This window comes from Comamonas sp. B21-038 (assembly GCF_022387135.1).
GTDB classification, from domain to species: Bacteria; Pseudomonadota; Gammaproteobacteria; order Burkholderiales; family Burkholderiaceae_C; genus Comamonas; species Comamonas sediminis.
In genome coordinates, this window is the sequence record NZ_CP092462.1 from 4496427 (window position 1) to 4510953 (window position 14527).

General features: G+C 66.7%; 13 protein-coding genes. 4 read left to right on the forward strand and 9 right to left on the reverse strand.

What is annotated here, in order from left to right; genetic code table 11:
- Positions 1–78: 78 nt before the first annotated feature.
- The 3 genes from MJ205_RS20395 (at position 79) to MJ205_RS20405 (ending at position 3019) form a co-directional block, all read left to right on the forward strand.
- Entirely contained in the window at positions 79–1074 is a 996-nt protein-coding gene (locus MJ205_RS20395) for a tripartite tricarboxylate transporter substrate-binding protein (protein ID WP_239810118.1), read from the forward strand.
- Positions 1075–1143: 69 nt separating this feature from the next.
- Positions 1144–2025: an HpcH/HpaI aldolase/citrate lyase family protein gene (locus MJ205_RS20400; RefSeq protein WP_239810119.1), complete on the forward strand. Its 882-nt coding sequence runs from the start codon at positions 1144–1146 to the stop codon at positions 2023–2025.
- 118 nt (positions 2026–2143) lie between these two features.
- Entirely contained in the window at positions 2144–3019 is an 876-nt protein-coding gene (locus tag MJ205_RS20405) for a hypothetical protein (protein ID WP_239810120.1), read from the forward strand.
- Between the two features lie 67 nt (positions 3020–3086).
- Here MJ205_RS20405 and MJ205_RS20410 read toward each other — a convergent pair whose 3' ends face one another.
- From MJ205_RS20410 to MJ205_RS20425, 4 genes are all read right to left on the reverse strand, one after another.
- A complete protein-coding gene (locus MJ205_RS20410) occupies positions 3087–4091 on the reverse strand; it encodes a tripartite tricarboxylate transporter substrate binding protein (protein WP_239810121.1) in 1005 nt (334 codons plus the stop codon).
- Positions 4092–4134: 43 nt separating this feature from the next.
- Positions 4135–5721: a class I adenylate-forming enzyme family protein gene (locus MJ205_RS20415; protein WP_239810122.1), complete on the reverse strand. Its 1587-nt coding sequence runs from the start codon at positions 5719–5721 to the stop codon at positions 4135–4137.
- A 23-nt stretch (positions 5722–5744) separates the two neighbouring features.
- Complete coding sequence (locus MJ205_RS20420) at positions 5745–6698, reverse strand: Bug family tripartite tricarboxylate transporter substrate binding protein (protein WP_239810123.1); 954 nt, start codon at positions 6696–6698, stop codon at positions 5745–5747.
- A 188-nt stretch (positions 6699–6886) separates the two neighbouring features.
- Positions 6887–8191 carry a Glu/Leu/Phe/Val family dehydrogenase gene (locus tag MJ205_RS20425; RefSeq protein WP_239812810.1) on the reverse strand — a complete coding sequence of 435 codons (1305 nt, stop codon included), beginning with the start codon at positions 8189–8191 and terminating at the stop codon, positions 6887–6889.
- Positions 8192–8400: 209 nt separating this feature from the next.
- Here MJ205_RS20425 and MJ205_RS20430 point away from each other — a divergent pair, with 209 nt between their 5' ends.
- On the forward strand, positions 8401–9183 hold the full coding sequence (locus MJ205_RS20430; protein ID WP_239810124.1) for a fumarylacetoacetate hydrolase family protein: 783 nt from the start codon (positions 8401–8403) through the stop codon (positions 9181–9183).
- Between the two features lie 93 nt (positions 9184–9276).
- On the opposite strand, the gene catC is transcribed toward MJ205_RS20430, so the two are convergent.
- From catC to MJ205_RS20455, 5 genes are all read right to left on the reverse strand, one after another.
- The gene (gene catC / locus MJ205_RS20435; protein WP_239810125.1) at positions 9277–9564 is read right to left on the reverse strand and encodes a muconolactone Delta-isomerase; all 288 of its coding nucleotides are present in this window, start codon (positions 9562–9564) and stop codon (positions 9277–9279) included.
- Positions 9565–9761: 197 nt separating this feature from the next.
- Entirely contained in the window at positions 9762–10526 is a 765-nt protein-coding gene (locus tag MJ205_RS20440) for a hypothetical protein (RefSeq protein WP_239810126.1), read from the reverse strand.
- Between the two features lie 10 nt (positions 10527–10536).
- A complete protein-coding gene (locus MJ205_RS20445; RefSeq protein ID WP_239810127.1) occupies positions 10537–11433 on the reverse strand; it encodes a YaiO family outer membrane beta-barrel protein in 897 nt (298 codons plus the stop codon).
- An 18-nt stretch (positions 11434–11451) separates the two neighbouring features.
- Entirely contained in the window at positions 11452–12636 is a 1185-nt protein-coding gene (gene wecB, locus MJ205_RS20450) for a non-hydrolyzing UDP-N-acetylglucosamine 2-epimerase (protein ID WP_239810128.1), read from the reverse strand.
- Positions 12633–14522: a hypothetical protein gene (locus MJ205_RS20455; protein WP_239810129.1), complete on the reverse strand. Its 1890-nt coding sequence runs from the start codon at positions 14520–14522 to the stop codon at positions 12633–12635. Before MJ205_RS20455 ends, wecB begins: the two co-directional genes overlap by 4 nt.
- Positions 14523–14527 lie beyond the last annotated feature (5 nt).

Below are 14527 nucleotides of genomic sequence, written 5' to 3' on the forward strand. Positions count from 1 at the left end.
GCGACGCGGGGGGCCCGACCCGGCCCCCTCCCCCTACCGGGATGGGCAATGTACCCCTCCCAAGACCAGGAGACAAAAATGCGCTTTCGCTTGTTGACCCCGGCAGCCGCTGCCGCCGTGTTGGCCTGTGCCGGCCTGGGCCTGCACCTCAACGCCCAGGCAGAGGACTGGCCCACCAAACCGGTGGTGATGGTGGTGCCCTACTCGGCCGGTGGCCCGACCGATGTGGTGGCGCGCATGCTGGCCATTCCGATGGGCAAATCGCTGGGCCAGACCGTGGTGGTGGAAAACACCGTGGGCGCAGGCGGCACGATTGCACCGGCGCGCGTGGCCCGCGCCAAGAACGATGGCTACACCATCCTGATCCACCACATGGGCATGGCTACGGCGCCATCGCTCTACAAGAAGCTGCCCTATGACCCGCTGAAGGATTTCGAGTACATCGGCCAGGTGCTCGATGTGCCGATGACCCTGCTGTCGCGCAAGGACTTTCCGGCCAACAACTTCCAGGAGCTGATGGCCTATGTGAAGGCCAACCAGGACAAGGTGTCGCTGGCCAATGCCGGCATTGGCGCGGTCTCGCAGCTGTGCGGCATGCTGTTTGCGTACCAGGCGGGCGTCAAGCTCACGACGGTGCCCTACAAGGGCGCCGGCCCGGCGATGAATGATTTGATGGGCGGCCAGGTCGATCTGCTGTGCGACCAGACCACGCAGACCGCACCAGTCATCAAGGACGGCAACAGGGTCAAGGTCTTTGGCGTGACCACGCCCCAGCGCCTGACCGCCATGCCGCAGATCCCGACGCTCGACGAGCAGGGCCTCAAGGGCTTTGACGTCAAGGTCTGGCACGGCATGTATGCGCCCAAGGGCACGCCGGCCGAGGTGATCAACAAGATCAACGCCGCCCTGAATGTGGCCTTGAAGGACCCTGTGGTGGTGCAGCGCATTGCCGACCTGAGCAGCGAGCTGGTGACCCCGGACCGCGCCACGCCGCAGAGCTTGAAGACCCTGCTGGAATCGGAAGTGAAGCGCTGGAATACGGTGATCAAGGCAGCCGGCGTGACCGCCGAATAAGCCCGGCGTTCACCCGCGCAGGAGCAGGGGCCATGGGCCCCTTTTTTGATAAACGGAAGACTGATGGACATGACTCTCAACACGCATCCGCTGGCCAGTGCTACCTCCTGGCTGTTTGTACCGGCCAGCCGTCCCGAGCGCATTGCCAAGGCTCTGGCCAGTGGGGCCGATGCAGTGATCGTGGACCTGGAAGATGCGGTGGCGCCGCAGGACAAGCAAGGGGCCCGCGCCGCCCTGCTGGGCGCCTTTGGCCAGCTGCAGGCGGCCGAGCGCGCCCGCGTGCTGGTGCGCATCAATGCCCATGGCACGCCCTGGTTTGACGGCGATCTGCAGGCGCTGGCCCAGCTGGTCGCACAGGGCGGCGCCGGCGTGGTGCTGCCCAAGGCCGAGACGGCCGAGGCGATGGCACTGCTGCTGCCGGCACTGGGCACGCAAGGGGTGCTGGTGCCGATCATCGAATCGGTGGCGGGCCTGCATGCCATCGATGCAATAGCGCGCGCGCCGCGTGTGCTGCGCCTGGCCTTTGGCCACTTGGATTTTCAGGTCGATGCCGGCATGGCCTGTGCCGAGGACGAGAGCGAGCTGCTGCCGGTGCGCCTGGCCGTGGTGCTGGCGGCGCGCCGCGCCCAACTGCCAGCGCCCATCGATGGCGTGACCGTGAACACCCAGGATGCCGCCGTGGTGCAGGCCGATGCGGCGCGGGCGCTGCGCGGCGGCTTTGGCGGCAAGCTCAGCATCCACCCGATGCAGGTGGCGCCCATCAATGCGGCCTTTGCGCCGACCGGTGCGCAGCTGCAGCGCGCCCGGCAGGTGCTGGCGGCGGCAGAGGCGGCGCAGGGCGGGGTCTGCGTGGTCGATGGCCGCATGGTCGACGCGCCGGTGATTGCACTGGCCCACAAAACCTTGCAGCGCCACCAGCAGGCCCAGCGGCGCGTGCAAAGCGACGCGTAAAAGTGGCTTGCTCGGGTAGCCGAGCAGGACACTTTCTGACACAGCTCTGCGCAATCTCGTCTATATACTCGCTCCACTACCGCGCCGCAGCAGCGGCGCACCCCATTAGGAGAGCGACATGTTCAAACCCAAACACGCGATTGCCTGGGCCGCCGTGGCCCTTACCGGGATGGCCCATGCCTACGTGCCGCAGGGTGGCACCTGGATCGTCTCCGATGAAGTCAACGGCCGCCCCGGCCGGGGTTTTGCCATCGATGTGCAAAACGATGTGCTGGTGATGCAGGTCTATGCCTATGAAAGCAGCGGCCAGCCCACGTTCTATATGGCTACCGGCCGCCTGGATGACAACAGCGAGCTGACCACCCGATTGGGCCGCTACGAGGGTGGCCGTTTCCTGGGCAGTGGCGACCGCAGCGGTGTCGAGCGCGGCAGCCCGGGCAATGTGCGCATCCGCTTTGTCAGCGGCACCCTGGGCTATATCACCTTGCCGGGCGAGGGCGAGAAGGAAATCAAGCGCTACCAGTTTGGCTATGACAACTCGCCCGCTTCGCTGCTGGGTCTGTGGAGCCTGGTCTATGGCGACAGCAACGGCAACATCGAAACCGAGACCATGCAGCTGACACGCATCACCGGCGGCTCGTCCTTCGGCAGCGGCATGACCGTGTCTTACGACGGCCTGTTTGCCTGCGAGCAGATCATCCGTGGCGTCGATGCCGGCAAGACCCAGTGCGTGAAGATGCGCAGCGGCACATCGAGCGAAACGGTGCGGGGCTTCTGGTTCAACTTCAGCGTCAACCAGGCTGAGGGTGACTGGAGCAACACCCGTGGCTCGGGCACTGGCGCCCTTTATGCCAACCGTCTGATGCAGAACTCGGGCCGCATCACCGGCCTGCTGCGCAAGGTGACACCGGATACCGGCAGCGAGCAAAACAGCAATGACGATGCACTGCGCGCCGCACTGGAAGCCCAGGCCAGCGCGCGCCAAAGCCGCTGATCCAGGCTGACTACCCCATGAAAAATGCCCTGGCTTGCCAGGGCATTGTTGTTGGGGCCGGAGCTTTTTATTCGATGCGGGCGCCGGTCGCTTTGACGACGGTAGCCCAGCGCTCCATCTCGCGGTCGATATGGGCACCCAGTGCCTCGGGGGTGGAGCCCACCGGCTCATAGCCGCTGGCGGCCAGCTGCGATTGCAGCGAGGGGTTTTGCAGCGCGGTCGCAATCTCGCGGCTGAGCTTGCCGGTGATGTCGGCCGGGGTGCCTGCTGGCGCGATCACCGCATACCAGCCATTGATGTCGAAACCTGGAAAGCCCTGCTCCTGCACGGTGGGGATCTCGGGCGCCAGCGCCGAGCGCTTGGCGCTGGTGACGGCCAGCGCATGGAGCTTGCCGCTGCGCACATGCGGGATCGACGTCGAGATGCTGTCAAAGGTCAGGTCGATATCGCTGGCCAGCATCGCGTTGACGACACCGGCACTGCCCTTGTAGGGCACATGGGTCATCTTGACGCCGGCAGTGCTGGCAAACAGCGCGCCGGCGAGGTGGCCGGTATTGCCATTGCCGGCCGAGCCATAGGTGAGCTTTTCCGGGGCGGCCTGCGCGGCCTTGACCAGCTCGCCAATGTTCTTGGCCTGCAGCTTGCTGCTGCCTACGACGATCATCGGCAGGTTGGCCACCAGCGAGACCGGTGCAAAGTCCTTGCGGGTGTCGTAGGGCAGCTTGGGGTAGAGGCTGTCGTTGATCGCATGCGCGGCCAGCACCATCAGCACGGTGTAGCCGTCGGGCTTGGCCCGCGCCACATACTGCGAGGCCAGGGTGCCGCCTGCGCCGGGCTTGTACTCGAGCACCACCGGCTGGCCCAGCTGCTGCTGCAACTGCAAGGCCAGCGGCCGGCCCAGCAGATCCGCACTGCCCCCGGGCGGGTAGGGGATGACCAACTGGATCGGCTTGCTGGGCCAGGGCGCCGCATGGGCCACGCCGGCCAGCAGGCTGCTTGCGGCAACGGCCAGGCCCGCGAGCAGGCCGGCTAGCTGCCTGCGCCGGGTGGATGAGGGGGGGCGATGGATCATGTCATGTCTCCTGGTCCTGTTCGTGGATGGGCGCCGGGGGCGCTCAGGCCGTTGATGGGCTGGTGGGGTGGGTCTGGCTCGCGTACAGCGTGCGCAGCTCGCGCTTGAGCACCTTGCCGATCTCGCTGCGGGGCAGTTGCGCATGGATGACCAGGTCAGCCACGCGCTGGGTCTTGCCCACGCGGCTGTTGAGCCACTGCTGCAGGTCAGCCGGCTGGGGGTTGCTGCCGGGCTGGGGCACCACATAGGCAACGGGGCTCTCGCCCCAGGCGTCCGAGGGCACGCCGATCACCGCGCATTCGCGCACCTCGGGGTGCAGCAGCAGCACGGCCTCGATGTCGCTGGGGTAGACGTTGAAGCCGCCGGTGATGATCATGTCCTTCTTGCGGTCGCCCAGCACGATGAAGCCATCGGCATCCATCTGGCCCACATCGCCGCTGCGGATAAAGCGCTCGCCGCTGGGGCTGATCCACTCGGCCTCGCGGGTTTTGTCGGGCTGGCGGTGGTAGCCGGTCATCATGCCGGCCGAGCGGCCGACGATCTCGCCCTGCGCGCCTTTGGGCAGCTCCTTGCCCTCTTCGTCGATAAAGCGCAGATCGGCGTCAGGACCGGCGCGGCCGACGGTGTGCAGCTTGTCGGGGAACTGGTGGCAGTGCAGCTCGCAGCGCACGCCCCCTTCGGTCATGCCGTAGTACTCGATCAGGCGGCCGGGCCAGCGGCGCAGCACCTCGGCCTTGAGCGCGGTCTTGAACGGCGCACTGGTGCAGAACTTGTTCTGCAGCCGCGTCAGATCGGTCTGGTCAAAGGCCGGGCAGTCCAGCAGGCGCTGGTACTGCACGGGCACCAGCATCGTGTGGGTGGCGCGTTCTGCCTGGGCCAGCTGCAGGTACTGGGCCGCGTCGAACTTGCGCATCATCACCAGGGTGCCGCCCAGGGCCAACGTGGGCAGGACCGCCACCAACGTGGTGTTGGAGTACAGCGGCGTCGCGCACAGCGATACCGCATCGGGCCCATAGCCGTTGGTGACGGCGCGGATCACATGCGACCAGCGCATGCCCCAGCTTTGCACAATGCCCTTGGGCACGCCGGTGGTGCCCGACGAGTAGATCAGGTTGAAAGGCCACTGCGGCGTGGGCTGCACCGGCTGGGGCGCCTGGCCGGCGGGCACCTGGGCCAGCCAGTCGCTCCAGGGCGTGCCCGCCTGCGCGGCGTCGTCCAGCGCGATGCAGGCCCGCTCTGCGGTGCTGGCCAGCGGCCACTGGGCGGCGACCTCGGTATCGCGCAGCAGCAGCTTGGCCTCGGCATTGTCCAGCATGGCGCTCAGGTGCTCGGCGGTGGCCGAGGGCGCCAGCGGTGCGACCACGACACCGGCTTGCAGCGCGCCCAGGTAGGCCAGCACATAGGGCACCGAAGTGCTGGCGCAGATGGCCACCACATCACCGGCCTGCAGGCCTTGCTGCTGCAGCGCGCAGGCCACCTGGCGCATGCCCTGCGCGAGCTGGGTGTAGTTCAGGCGCGTGTCACCCAGCACCAGCGCGGTGTGGTCGGGGCGTTCCTGGGCCTGGGCCAGGACCAGGGCGGGGATGGAGCCAAAGGGCTGGGCGAGTTGGAAAGAGGAAGTGTCAGACATACCAGGGATGCAAACGAAAGGAATCAGTCGAGAGACAGGTTGGCGGCGCGGACGATCTCGGCCCAGCGCTTGCGCTCCTGCGCGATGAAGGCGTCGTGCTCGGCCGCCGTCTCGCCGCCGGGCACACCACCCAGCTCGGCAAAGGTGCGGCGGATGTCGGCGCCTTGCAGCGCCTCATGGGCCACCTGCTGCAGGCGGTTGACGATGGCATCGGGCGTGCCGGCCGGCGCGAGCAGATCGAACCAGGCGGTCACATCCATCGGCACACTGGCCTCGCGCATCGTCGGCACATCAGGCAGCTGGGCCGAGCGCTCGCGGCTGGTGATGGCCAGTGCCCGGAACTTGCCCGACTGGATGTGCGGCATCGAGCTGGGCAGGTTGTCGATCATGAAATCGACCTGCTGGCCCAGCAAGGCCGTGACGGCGGGCGCCGCGCCGCTGTGGGGCACCAGGGTCACGTCCAGCCCGCTTTGCTGGCGGAACAGCTCGGTGGACATGTGCGGCGACTGGCCCACGCCCGAGGTCGCAGCGGTCAGTGGCTTTTGCTTGCCCAGTGCCACGAGCTGCTGCACGTTCTGGATGGGGGAGCTGGCATGCACGACCAGGATGTTGGGCACCGAGATCACATTGGTGATGCCGCGCAGGTCATGAGGGCCGTAGGCCAGCTTCTTGTAGAGGCTGAAATTGATCGCCACCGGGCCGATGTTGCCCATCAGCAAGGTGTAGCCATCGGGCTTGGCACGCGCCACATAGGCGGTGCCGATGCCACCGCCGCCGCCGGCTTTGTTTTCGACGATGACGCTGGTCTTGAGCGACTGGCCCATCTTCTGCGCCAGCAGGCGCGCTGCGATGTCGGTGGTGCCGCCGGCAGCGGCAGGCACGACGATGGTGATGGGGCGGGCCGGCCAGTCGGCCGCCCAGGCCAGCAGCGGGGAAAGCAGCAGGGCCGCAAGGGCGCGGCGGCGCGCAAAGCGCATGGTGGTGTCTCCGTATTTTTAGTTAGGAGTTCACCATAGGCAGTCGCGCTGGCAGGCGTGATGGGGTTTGCCTGCACCCGGGCGCATTGGGCCTTCGCCGTTGCGAAAGCCATGCTTTGCGTGCGCGGAAGCAGGGCGCAAAAAAGCGGCCACGAGGGCCGCTGACAAAGCGTGGAATCGCGCTGGCTTTATGGGTACAGACCGCGTGCTTCGCGTGCGTGCAGAATGCGGCGGCAGGCGATGATGAAGGTGGCGGTACGCAGCGAGACCCGGTTCTCCTGCGCCACTTGCCAGACGGCGGCAAAGGCGTCCTGCATGATGCGCACCAGGCGGGCGTTGATCTCGTCCTCGCTCCAGAAGAAGCTGGAGAAATCCTGCACCCATTCGAAGTAGCTCACCGTCACGCCGCCGGCGTTGGCGATCACGTCGGGCAGCACCAGCACACCCTTGTCATGCAGGATGTCATCGGCTTCGGTGGTGGTCGGGCCGTTGGCGCCCTCGATCACCATCTTCGCCTTGATCTTGCCGGCGTTCTTGGCATTGATCTGGCCTTCCAGCGCAGCGGGGATCAGGATGTCGCAGTCGACAGCCCAGAAGTCCTCGTTGGCCATCTTGTCGGCGCCCTTGAAGCCGCCCACACCGCCGGTGTTGGCGACATGGTCGAGCACAGCGGGCACATCGAGGCCCTTGGCATTGAAGATGGTGCCGGTGTGGTCTTGCACCGCCACGACGAGGGCACCGGCTTCGGCAAACAGCTTGCCTGCCGTGCCGCCCACGTTACCAAAACCTTGCACGGCCACCTTGGCGCCTTGCAACGCCAGGCCCGACAGCTTGGCGGCCTCGACGCCCACGGTGAACACGCCGCGGCCGGTGGCCTCGACACGGCCCAGCGAACCGCCCAGATCGATGGGCTTGCCAGTGACCACACCGGTGGAGGTGGCGCCGGTGTTCATCGAGTAGGTGTCCATCATCCAGGCCATGATCTGGCCGTTGGTGTTCACGTCGGGCGCAGGGATGTCCTTGGACGGGCCAATGAACAGACCGATTTCGCTGGTGTAGCGGCGGGTCAGGCGTTCGAGCTCACCCTTGGACAGGGTCTTGGGGTCGACGCGGATACCACCCTTGGCGCCACCGTAGGGCACGTTCACGGCGGCATTCTTGATCGACATCCAGGCCGACAGGGCCATCACTTCGGACAGGGTCACATCCTGGTGGAAGCGCACGCCGCCCTTGCCGGGGCCACGGCTCAGGTTGTGCTGCACGCGGTAGCCTTCAAAGTGGGCGATCGTGCCGTTGTCCATCTCGATGGGCACATCCACAATCAGCGCGCGCTTGGGGCGCTTGAGCGTCTCGACCCAGCGGGCCAGCGAGCCGAGGTAAGGCGTGACGCGGTCGACCTGTTGCAGGTAGTTGCCCCAGGGGCCCAGGTGCTTGGCGTCGAGGTAGGAAGGCAGCGCGTGTTGCGTTGCGGCGGGAGTGCTGTTGGACGTCATACGATCCATGCGGTTGAAAAGGTCTGCACAGCTTAAATCCGCTCTATAGCCTTTGTCCAAGGCCGGATGATTGGGATGGAATGCTTTTTTTGCATAACCTCGGCTGGGTGCTGCTTACATGTTGCTTTGGTGCTGCGGCGACAGGGGCGGGTACGGCGGTCCGTTACGCTATGCCGATTGGACTTCTTACACTTTCGGACACCATCGCCATGCCCTCTGCCGACACCGCCGCACCATTCCAACCCGCAGCCCTGGCCCGGGCGCTGCAGACGGCCACGTCCGCTGGCACTGCCATCGACGCGGATGCCTGGCCTGCGAGCCTGGCGCCTGCCGACATCATCGCCGTGCACCGCGAGCGCGCCCTGCGCTGGGGTGACAGCGCCCAGGCGCCGCAGTACTGGAAATCCGGCGGACCCAGCCGCAGCCAGCCGCTGGGCCATGCGCCGCTGCCTCCGCAAGGGGTGCATGGCGGCGGCGCCGATCTTGGTAATACCCCGTTCTTTCTGCGCGGCGTGGAGGCCGAGATTGCGCTGCGGCTGGGCCGGCCGGTCGATGCGGCCCAGGCTGCAGCGCTTGATGAGGCCAGCGCCGCCGAGCTGGTCGATGCGATGGCGCTGAGCATCGAGATCGTTGATTCGCGCTGGCAGCAGCAGCTGCAGGCGCCCGCCGCCCTCAAGGCTGCCGATTTGCTCTGCCATGGCGCGCTGGTGCTGGGGCCCTGGCTGCCGTACCGCCCGGTTGATGGCCGCACGCAGCGCTGCACGGTGCAGATCGGTGCGCAGCCCGCCCAGGCTTTTGAGAACAGCTATGGCCTGCAGGACCCGGCCTGGCTGCTGCCGCAGTGGCTGCGCCATGCGACCGCACACTTTGGCAGCCTGCGCGCCGGCACCGTGGTGACGACCGGCAGCTGGTGCGGCCTGTTGCAGGCCACAGCTGGCGATGCGGTGCGGGTGCAGTTTGACGGGATTGGCGAGCTGCGGGTGCAGCTGTAATCCACACACCCCGCCAGACAGCAAAACGCACACCGTTCGCCATGGGCGAGGGTGTGCGTTGCACAGCGGGTGGCCGGCCGATGCCGGCGCTCGCTATCCGTTCTGGGCGATGGCCGACGGGTGCTGGGCCAGCGGCGTGACCGAGATCTTCATGTACGGGAACAGCGGCAGTGCCTGCAGCAGGCCATGGAGTTCGTCGTTCGATTCCACATCGAACACGCTGTAGTTCGCATACTCGCCCGCCACGCGCCAGATGTGCTTCCAGCGGCCATCGCGCTGCAGGTCTTGCGAGTAGGCCTTCTCGCGGGCCTTGATCTCTTGGGCCTGCTCTGCGGGCAGGTCATGGGGAATGTTCACATCCATGCGAACCAGGTACAGCATTGTTTTCTCCTTGGCGGCGCTGAGCGGGCCTGCTACGGGGCCGGCTGCCGAGCGCCAGTGATCGATCGGTAGTTGTGGCCTCTGAGGTCGGCAACGGGGGCTGAACGCAGGGCCAGCGCGCATTGTCCGCCCAGGTGGATGCCAACAGGGTCTCGTCGGCTAATTGTTGCCTGGGAAACTTTTTCGCGCGCCAGGCGCTACGGGCTGCGGGGCTCCGGCGCGGGGGCAAAGCTCATGAACAGGCCATAGATGCCCAGTTGTGCCGCAATCTGGGGCAGAAAGCTGAACAGCATGTACAGGGGCAGGGTGACGAGCAGGCTGCATTGCTGGGCCAGCCACGCAAGCGAGGCCGCCTGCAGCGGGATGCTGACGACCAGCATCAGCATGCCGGTCATCGTGGCCGCCACCTTGTGCAGCACCGGGATCGGAAAGATATACAGCACCAGCGCATGCACGGCCGGCAGCAGCCAGAGCATCGCCAGGCCCATGTCCAGGATGTTGTCGGCCAGCAGACGGTTGACGTCGCTGACGGCCAGCGCGGGCAGAAATTCGTACGAGAGCAGACCCACGATGCCCAGCAGTGCGACGATGCGCAAGCCGTAGATCAGCGGCAGGCGTTCACGCGAGAGCGCGAAGGACAGCGCCATCAGCCCCAGCGACAGCAGCGCGCCGCCCCACCACTGCCACAGGCTGGGCGGCGGCACATAGAACTGCGTGCGCACCACGTCCACGGGCACACCCAGCAGTGAGGTGGTTTTGACCTCGACCCCATCGCTGCTGCCCAGGCCCAGATGCGGCCAGGCCCAGCCCAGCACATCGGCCCAGCGGTGCATCAGCAGCGGCGCCGCCCACCACAGCACCAGCCAGAACGCCGTCAGCAGTACCAGCAGCTGCGCGCTGTGCTGCCAGGTCCAGATGTAGCTTCTGAGCCCCCGGTGCTGGCGGGTCATGCGCAACGACATGGTCTGGCCTCTAGAAGTCGAAGAACACCGCAGCGCTGATGCCCTTGCGGTTGTAGTAAGGGTTGCGGTAGAACTGGCCGCCCACCAGGTAGCCCCAGTCCCTGCCCAGCCACTGGCGCCACTGCAGACTCAGCTCGGTCGACTGGAAGCCCACCTGGTTGCCGGCGCCATTGGCGATGGCGCCGGTGGGCAGGTAGCCCTCCTTGCCGTGGTCGATGCGGGCGGTGAAGTAGTGCTGCTTTTCACGGCCCATGGTCAGCGCCGCAAAACCCCGGAAGCCTTCGACCGAGCCGGGGTTGGACTTGTTGTAGACCACGCCGCCTTCGCCGACCCAGTCCTGGGCCGAGTAGTAGGCCACCGACGCGGTGATGCCGGTGTCGCGGTGGATGCCGTCGCGGCTGGCCGACTTCATCAGCGCCAGCCCGGTCACCCACTGCTGGCTCTCGGTCCACTTGCGGTAGATGGCGATGTCGCCCCGGTACTTGTTCTGGAAGTCGGCCGAGCCGGAGCTGGCACCCACCGACACATACCACCAGGGGGTGAGGGTGTGCGTCAGCGACAGCGCGCCCACGGTGCCGCGCTGGTCGAAATGGCGTTGGCTGGACAGGTCCCAGTTCAACGTGGTGCCTGGCCGCAGCCCGACATAGCCACGCACGAACTGCTCGTTCCAGTTGCTGTTGCCCCCGGTCAGGCTCGAGAAGCCCATGCCGGCATCGACGCGGCCACGGCGGCCGGGTTCGAAATCAGCGGCTGGCGCATCAGCGGGCAGTGCATCCGCAGGCGGCGCCACGGGCGTGCTGGCCGTCGCTGCGGCGGGCGTGGCATCGGCGGTTTGCGCCACAGCCAGGGCAGGTGCCAGCAAGGCAGCGCTCAGCGCCAGCGTAGGGGGGAGGGTGCGTATGTTCATGGTGTTCTTGTGGAGTGTTCAGACAGAGGCGTGCTGCAGATGGCGGCCAATTGCGGCAGCAATCTGTGCGCCGCTGCTGCCATCGCCAAAGGGGTTGTCGACGGTGGTGGGCGGCTGGCCGGGGAGCTGGCCGGTGGCCAGCACATGGCTGGCTGCCTGCAGAATGCGCTCGGCCTCGGTGCCCACCAGCAGGCCGGCGCCGCAGGCGATGACTTCGGGGCGCTCGGTCACCTCGCGCATCACCAGCAGCGGCTTGTGCAGCGACAGGCCTTCTTCCTGGATGCCGCCCGAGTCGGTCAGCAGCAGCTGGGCCGCGTCCATGATCTCGACCATCGGCGCGTAATCGAGCGGGGCGGTCAGGCGCCAGCGGCGCTGCACATCGGCAGGGCAGGCCGCATGGGCGCCGCGCACCACCTGCTGCACCAGCGGGTTCAGGTGCACCGGCCAGATCACTGCCGCATCGGGGTGCTGCTCGAGCAGGCGGGCCACCGATTGGGCAATCTCCACCATCGGTTCGCCCCAGTTCTCGCGCCGGTGCGCAGTCACCAGCACCAGCTGGCGCAGGCCACGGTCAATGAACCACTGGTAGTCGGGGTTGGCCACCGGCTGGCCGGCAGCGCGCTGCGTACGCACATGGCGGGCTGCCAGCAGCACGGCGTCCACGACGGTATTGCCGACCACCGAGATCTCGCCCGGCACGTTTTCCTTCTCCAGGTTCTCGCGGGCCTGGCCGGTGGGCGCAAAGTGCCATTGGCTGACGCGGCCGATCAGGCTGCGGTTGATCTCTTCGGGAAAGGGCTCGGCGATGCGGCCCGAGCGCAGCCCGGCTTCCACATGGCCGACAGGGATCTGCAGGTAGGCGGCCGCCAGTGCGCCCATCGCGGCGCTGCTGGTGTCGCCATGCACCAGCGCCACCGCCGGCTGGAGGCTGGCCAGCGTGCTGCCGATCGCGGACATCAGCTCGCTCGACAGCGCCGGCAAGCTGGCGACCTCGCGCTTGAGGCGGATCACCTGCTCGGGCGCGATGCCAAAGAACGCGTAGAGCGGCCAAGCCATCTCTTCGTGCTGGCCGGTGTGCAGCACATGGGTGGGGATGCCGCGCTGGCGCAGTGCCAGCACCACCGGTGCCATCTTGATGATCTCGGGCCGGGTGCCCATGATGGCCACGACGGACGAGGGGGAGGAGGGGGGCGAGGAAGTCATGGTTGGCGGCGCAGTTCGAGACGAAGTTCTTGGCCGCCTTGCGCACGCACCAGCCAGCCGTCGTCGGTGGCTTGCACCTGGGCCTGGCCTGCTTGTACTTGCACGGCAGCATATTTTTTCCTGGGCAGTGTCCAGGCCATGTCGGCCAGGGTCTGGGGGTGGCGGGCACTGAGCACATCGGCATTACCCTGGGCCTGCAGGGACCACTCTACCTGGTCGCGGCGGCTGAGGAAGTCGGCGGCCTCCGTCATCGAGATGAACTGGCACTGCGCGCGGTCCACGCAGGCCTGCATGCTGTCGATATAGGCCTTGACGGCGGGCAGGTAGCCGACCGCGCCAATCGGGTGAAAGTAGCTCAGGCGGATGCTGCGGGTCTGCTCGATGAAACGCGCCACCTGCTGCAGCCATGCGCCAAATTCCTCGGTCGGCATCTTCTGGAACGAGGCCTCTTCCGCCGACGCCACCTGGCCATAGGTCAGCACCGGGAAGGCCCAGGACTGGTGGATCTGGCGCGTGCCCAGCCACTGCCGCGTGGGTGGCATGCCGACGTTGGCCACCGTGTAGAAGGCCTGCACGCCATGCTCGGCCATCCAGTCGTAGGTCCACAGCGGTGTGTTGCCATTGGGGGCCGAGTATTCCTTGGGCTGCTGGCCATGGTTGGCCTTGGTGACGGCGGCATTGTTCAGGTCCAGCAGCGGCATGAAGTCATCGCTGTTGCTGTCCGATGCCCCGTCGCCGAAATAGTTGTGGATCCAGCCGCCATGGTTGCCGATGGTATGGCCCTGGCTGAGCAGCTTCTGGATCATCTGCTGGGCGTCTTCGTTGTAGTCCAGGTCCATGCCCAGGCCGTCGCCCGGCTTGTTCACATCGGGGCCGGCGGTGAAATGCATCGACTGGTGGCCGTGGTCGAAAATGCCGGCCTCCTGCAGCTCGTGCAGGTAGCCGATGGCCTTGCCGTCGTCGTTGTGCCAGTTCAGCACCAGAGCGCCCTTGCCGTCCGGCGCGCTGAGCAGCGCGGGCTGCTGCACCACCTGGTGGGCAAAGTAGGCCAGAAAGCCATGCAGAAAGATGCCGTCGGTGCGTTCGAGCAGGTAGGTCAGCGGCAGGTTGATGAACATCGCCTGGCCCTTGCCCCAGCGGTTGACGCTGGCCACGACATCGCCGTTGCTCGATTGCAGCAGCACCTGCAGGCCGCTGGGACGGTCGGTTTTCAGCACGGTAAAGCGCTGCGAATCCTTGGTGTAGCCCGCGATGAAGCTGGGGAAGGCCGGTTCCTGCTGCGCCAGCTCGGCCGGGTCGATGGCGGTGAGCTTGGCGGCGGCCTTGGCATCGAGGTAGCGCCCGGGCGGTATGCCCAGCAGCTCCATCGTCGCTGGCGCCCCACGGATCTCTTCATAGTCCGACAGCTGGTCCTTGAAGGTGTCGTAATCGCCATAGCGCAGGCCCAGCATCTGCGACAGGCGTGAGCTGCCCTTGTTGTAGTAGCCCCGCTCATCGAGCAAGCCGCCATCCTGCACGACCATGGCCTGGCCACCGGCATGCACGACGTCAATCAGGGTCTGCACAGCGGCGTCCGAGATATTGCGATGGAAGGTATCGGGCAGGATCACCGACTGCTGCGCCGCGGGCGCGCCGTAGTGGATGCCACGCATCCATTCGCTGATGGCCAGCGGCCTCAGCAGCACGCCGCGCTCGCGCGCGGCCTGGCGCCAGATGGCGACCTCTGGCGCATCGGGGGCCATGCGGTCGGGGATCAACAGGCTGATGGTGGCGTAATGCTGGCTGGCCCGAAGGCTGCGCGACTGGTGCCAGGCGATGGCGGCGAGCACGCACAGCACGAGCGCGGAGGCAGCCAGCCATTTTTTCCAGCGCAAGAGCTTGTTCATGGTTC

What these genes read in the sequence shown, in the direction of transcription:
- MJ205_RS20455 (WP_239810129.1), bottom strand. Translation starts at nt 14,522, where the DNA reads ATGAACAAGCTCTTGCGCTGGAAAAAATGGCTGGCTGCCTCCGCGCTC.
- MJ205_RS20425 (WP_239812810.1), bottom strand. Translation starts at nt 8,191, where the DNA reads ATGACGTCCAACAGCACTCCCGCCGCAACGCAACACGCGCTGCCTTCC.
- MJ205_RS20410 (WP_239810121.1), bottom strand. Translation starts at nt 4,091, where the DNA reads ATGATCCATCGCCCCCCCTCATCCACCCGGCGCAGGCAGCTAGCCGGC.
- MJ205_RS20440 (WP_239810126.1), bottom strand. Translation starts at nt 10,526, where the DNA reads ATGTCGTTGCGCATGACCCGCCAGCACCGGGGGCTCAGAAGCTACATC.
- MJ205_RS20405 (WP_239810120.1), top strand. Translation starts at nt 2,144, where the DNA reads ATGTTCAAACCCAAACACGCGATTGCCTGGGCCGCCGTGGCCCTTACC.
- MJ205_RS20430 (WP_239810124.1), top strand. Translation starts at nt 8,401, where the DNA reads ATGCCCTCTGCCGACACCGCCGCACCATTCCAACCCGCAGCCCTGGCC.
- MJ205_RS20445 (WP_239810127.1), bottom strand. Translation starts at nt 11,433, where the DNA reads ATGAACATACGCACCCTCCCCCCTACGCTGGCGCTGAGCGCTGCCTTG.
- wecB (WP_239810128.1), bottom strand. Translation starts at nt 12,636, where the DNA reads ATGACTTCCTCGCCCCCCTCCTCCCCCTCGTCCGTCGTGGCCATCATG.
- MJ205_RS20395 (WP_239810118.1), top strand. Translation starts at nt 79, where the DNA reads ATGCGCTTTCGCTTGTTGACCCCGGCAGCCGCTGCCGCCGTGTTGGCC.
- MJ205_RS20415 (WP_239810122.1), bottom strand. Translation starts at nt 5,721, where the DNA reads ATGTCTGACACTTCCTCTTTCCAACTCGCCCAGCCCTTTGGCTCCATC.
- catC (WP_239810125.1), bottom strand. Translation starts at nt 9,564, where the DNA reads ATGCTGTACCTGGTTCGCATGGATGTGAACATTCCCCATGACCTGCCC.
- MJ205_RS20400 (WP_239810119.1), top strand. Translation starts at nt 1,144, where the DNA reads ATGACTCTCAACACGCATCCGCTGGCCAGTGCTACCTCCTGGCTGTTT.
- MJ205_RS20420 (WP_239810123.1), bottom strand. Translation starts at nt 6,698, where the DNA reads ATGCGCTTTGCGCGCCGCCGCGCCCTTGCGGCCCTGCTGCTTTCCCCG.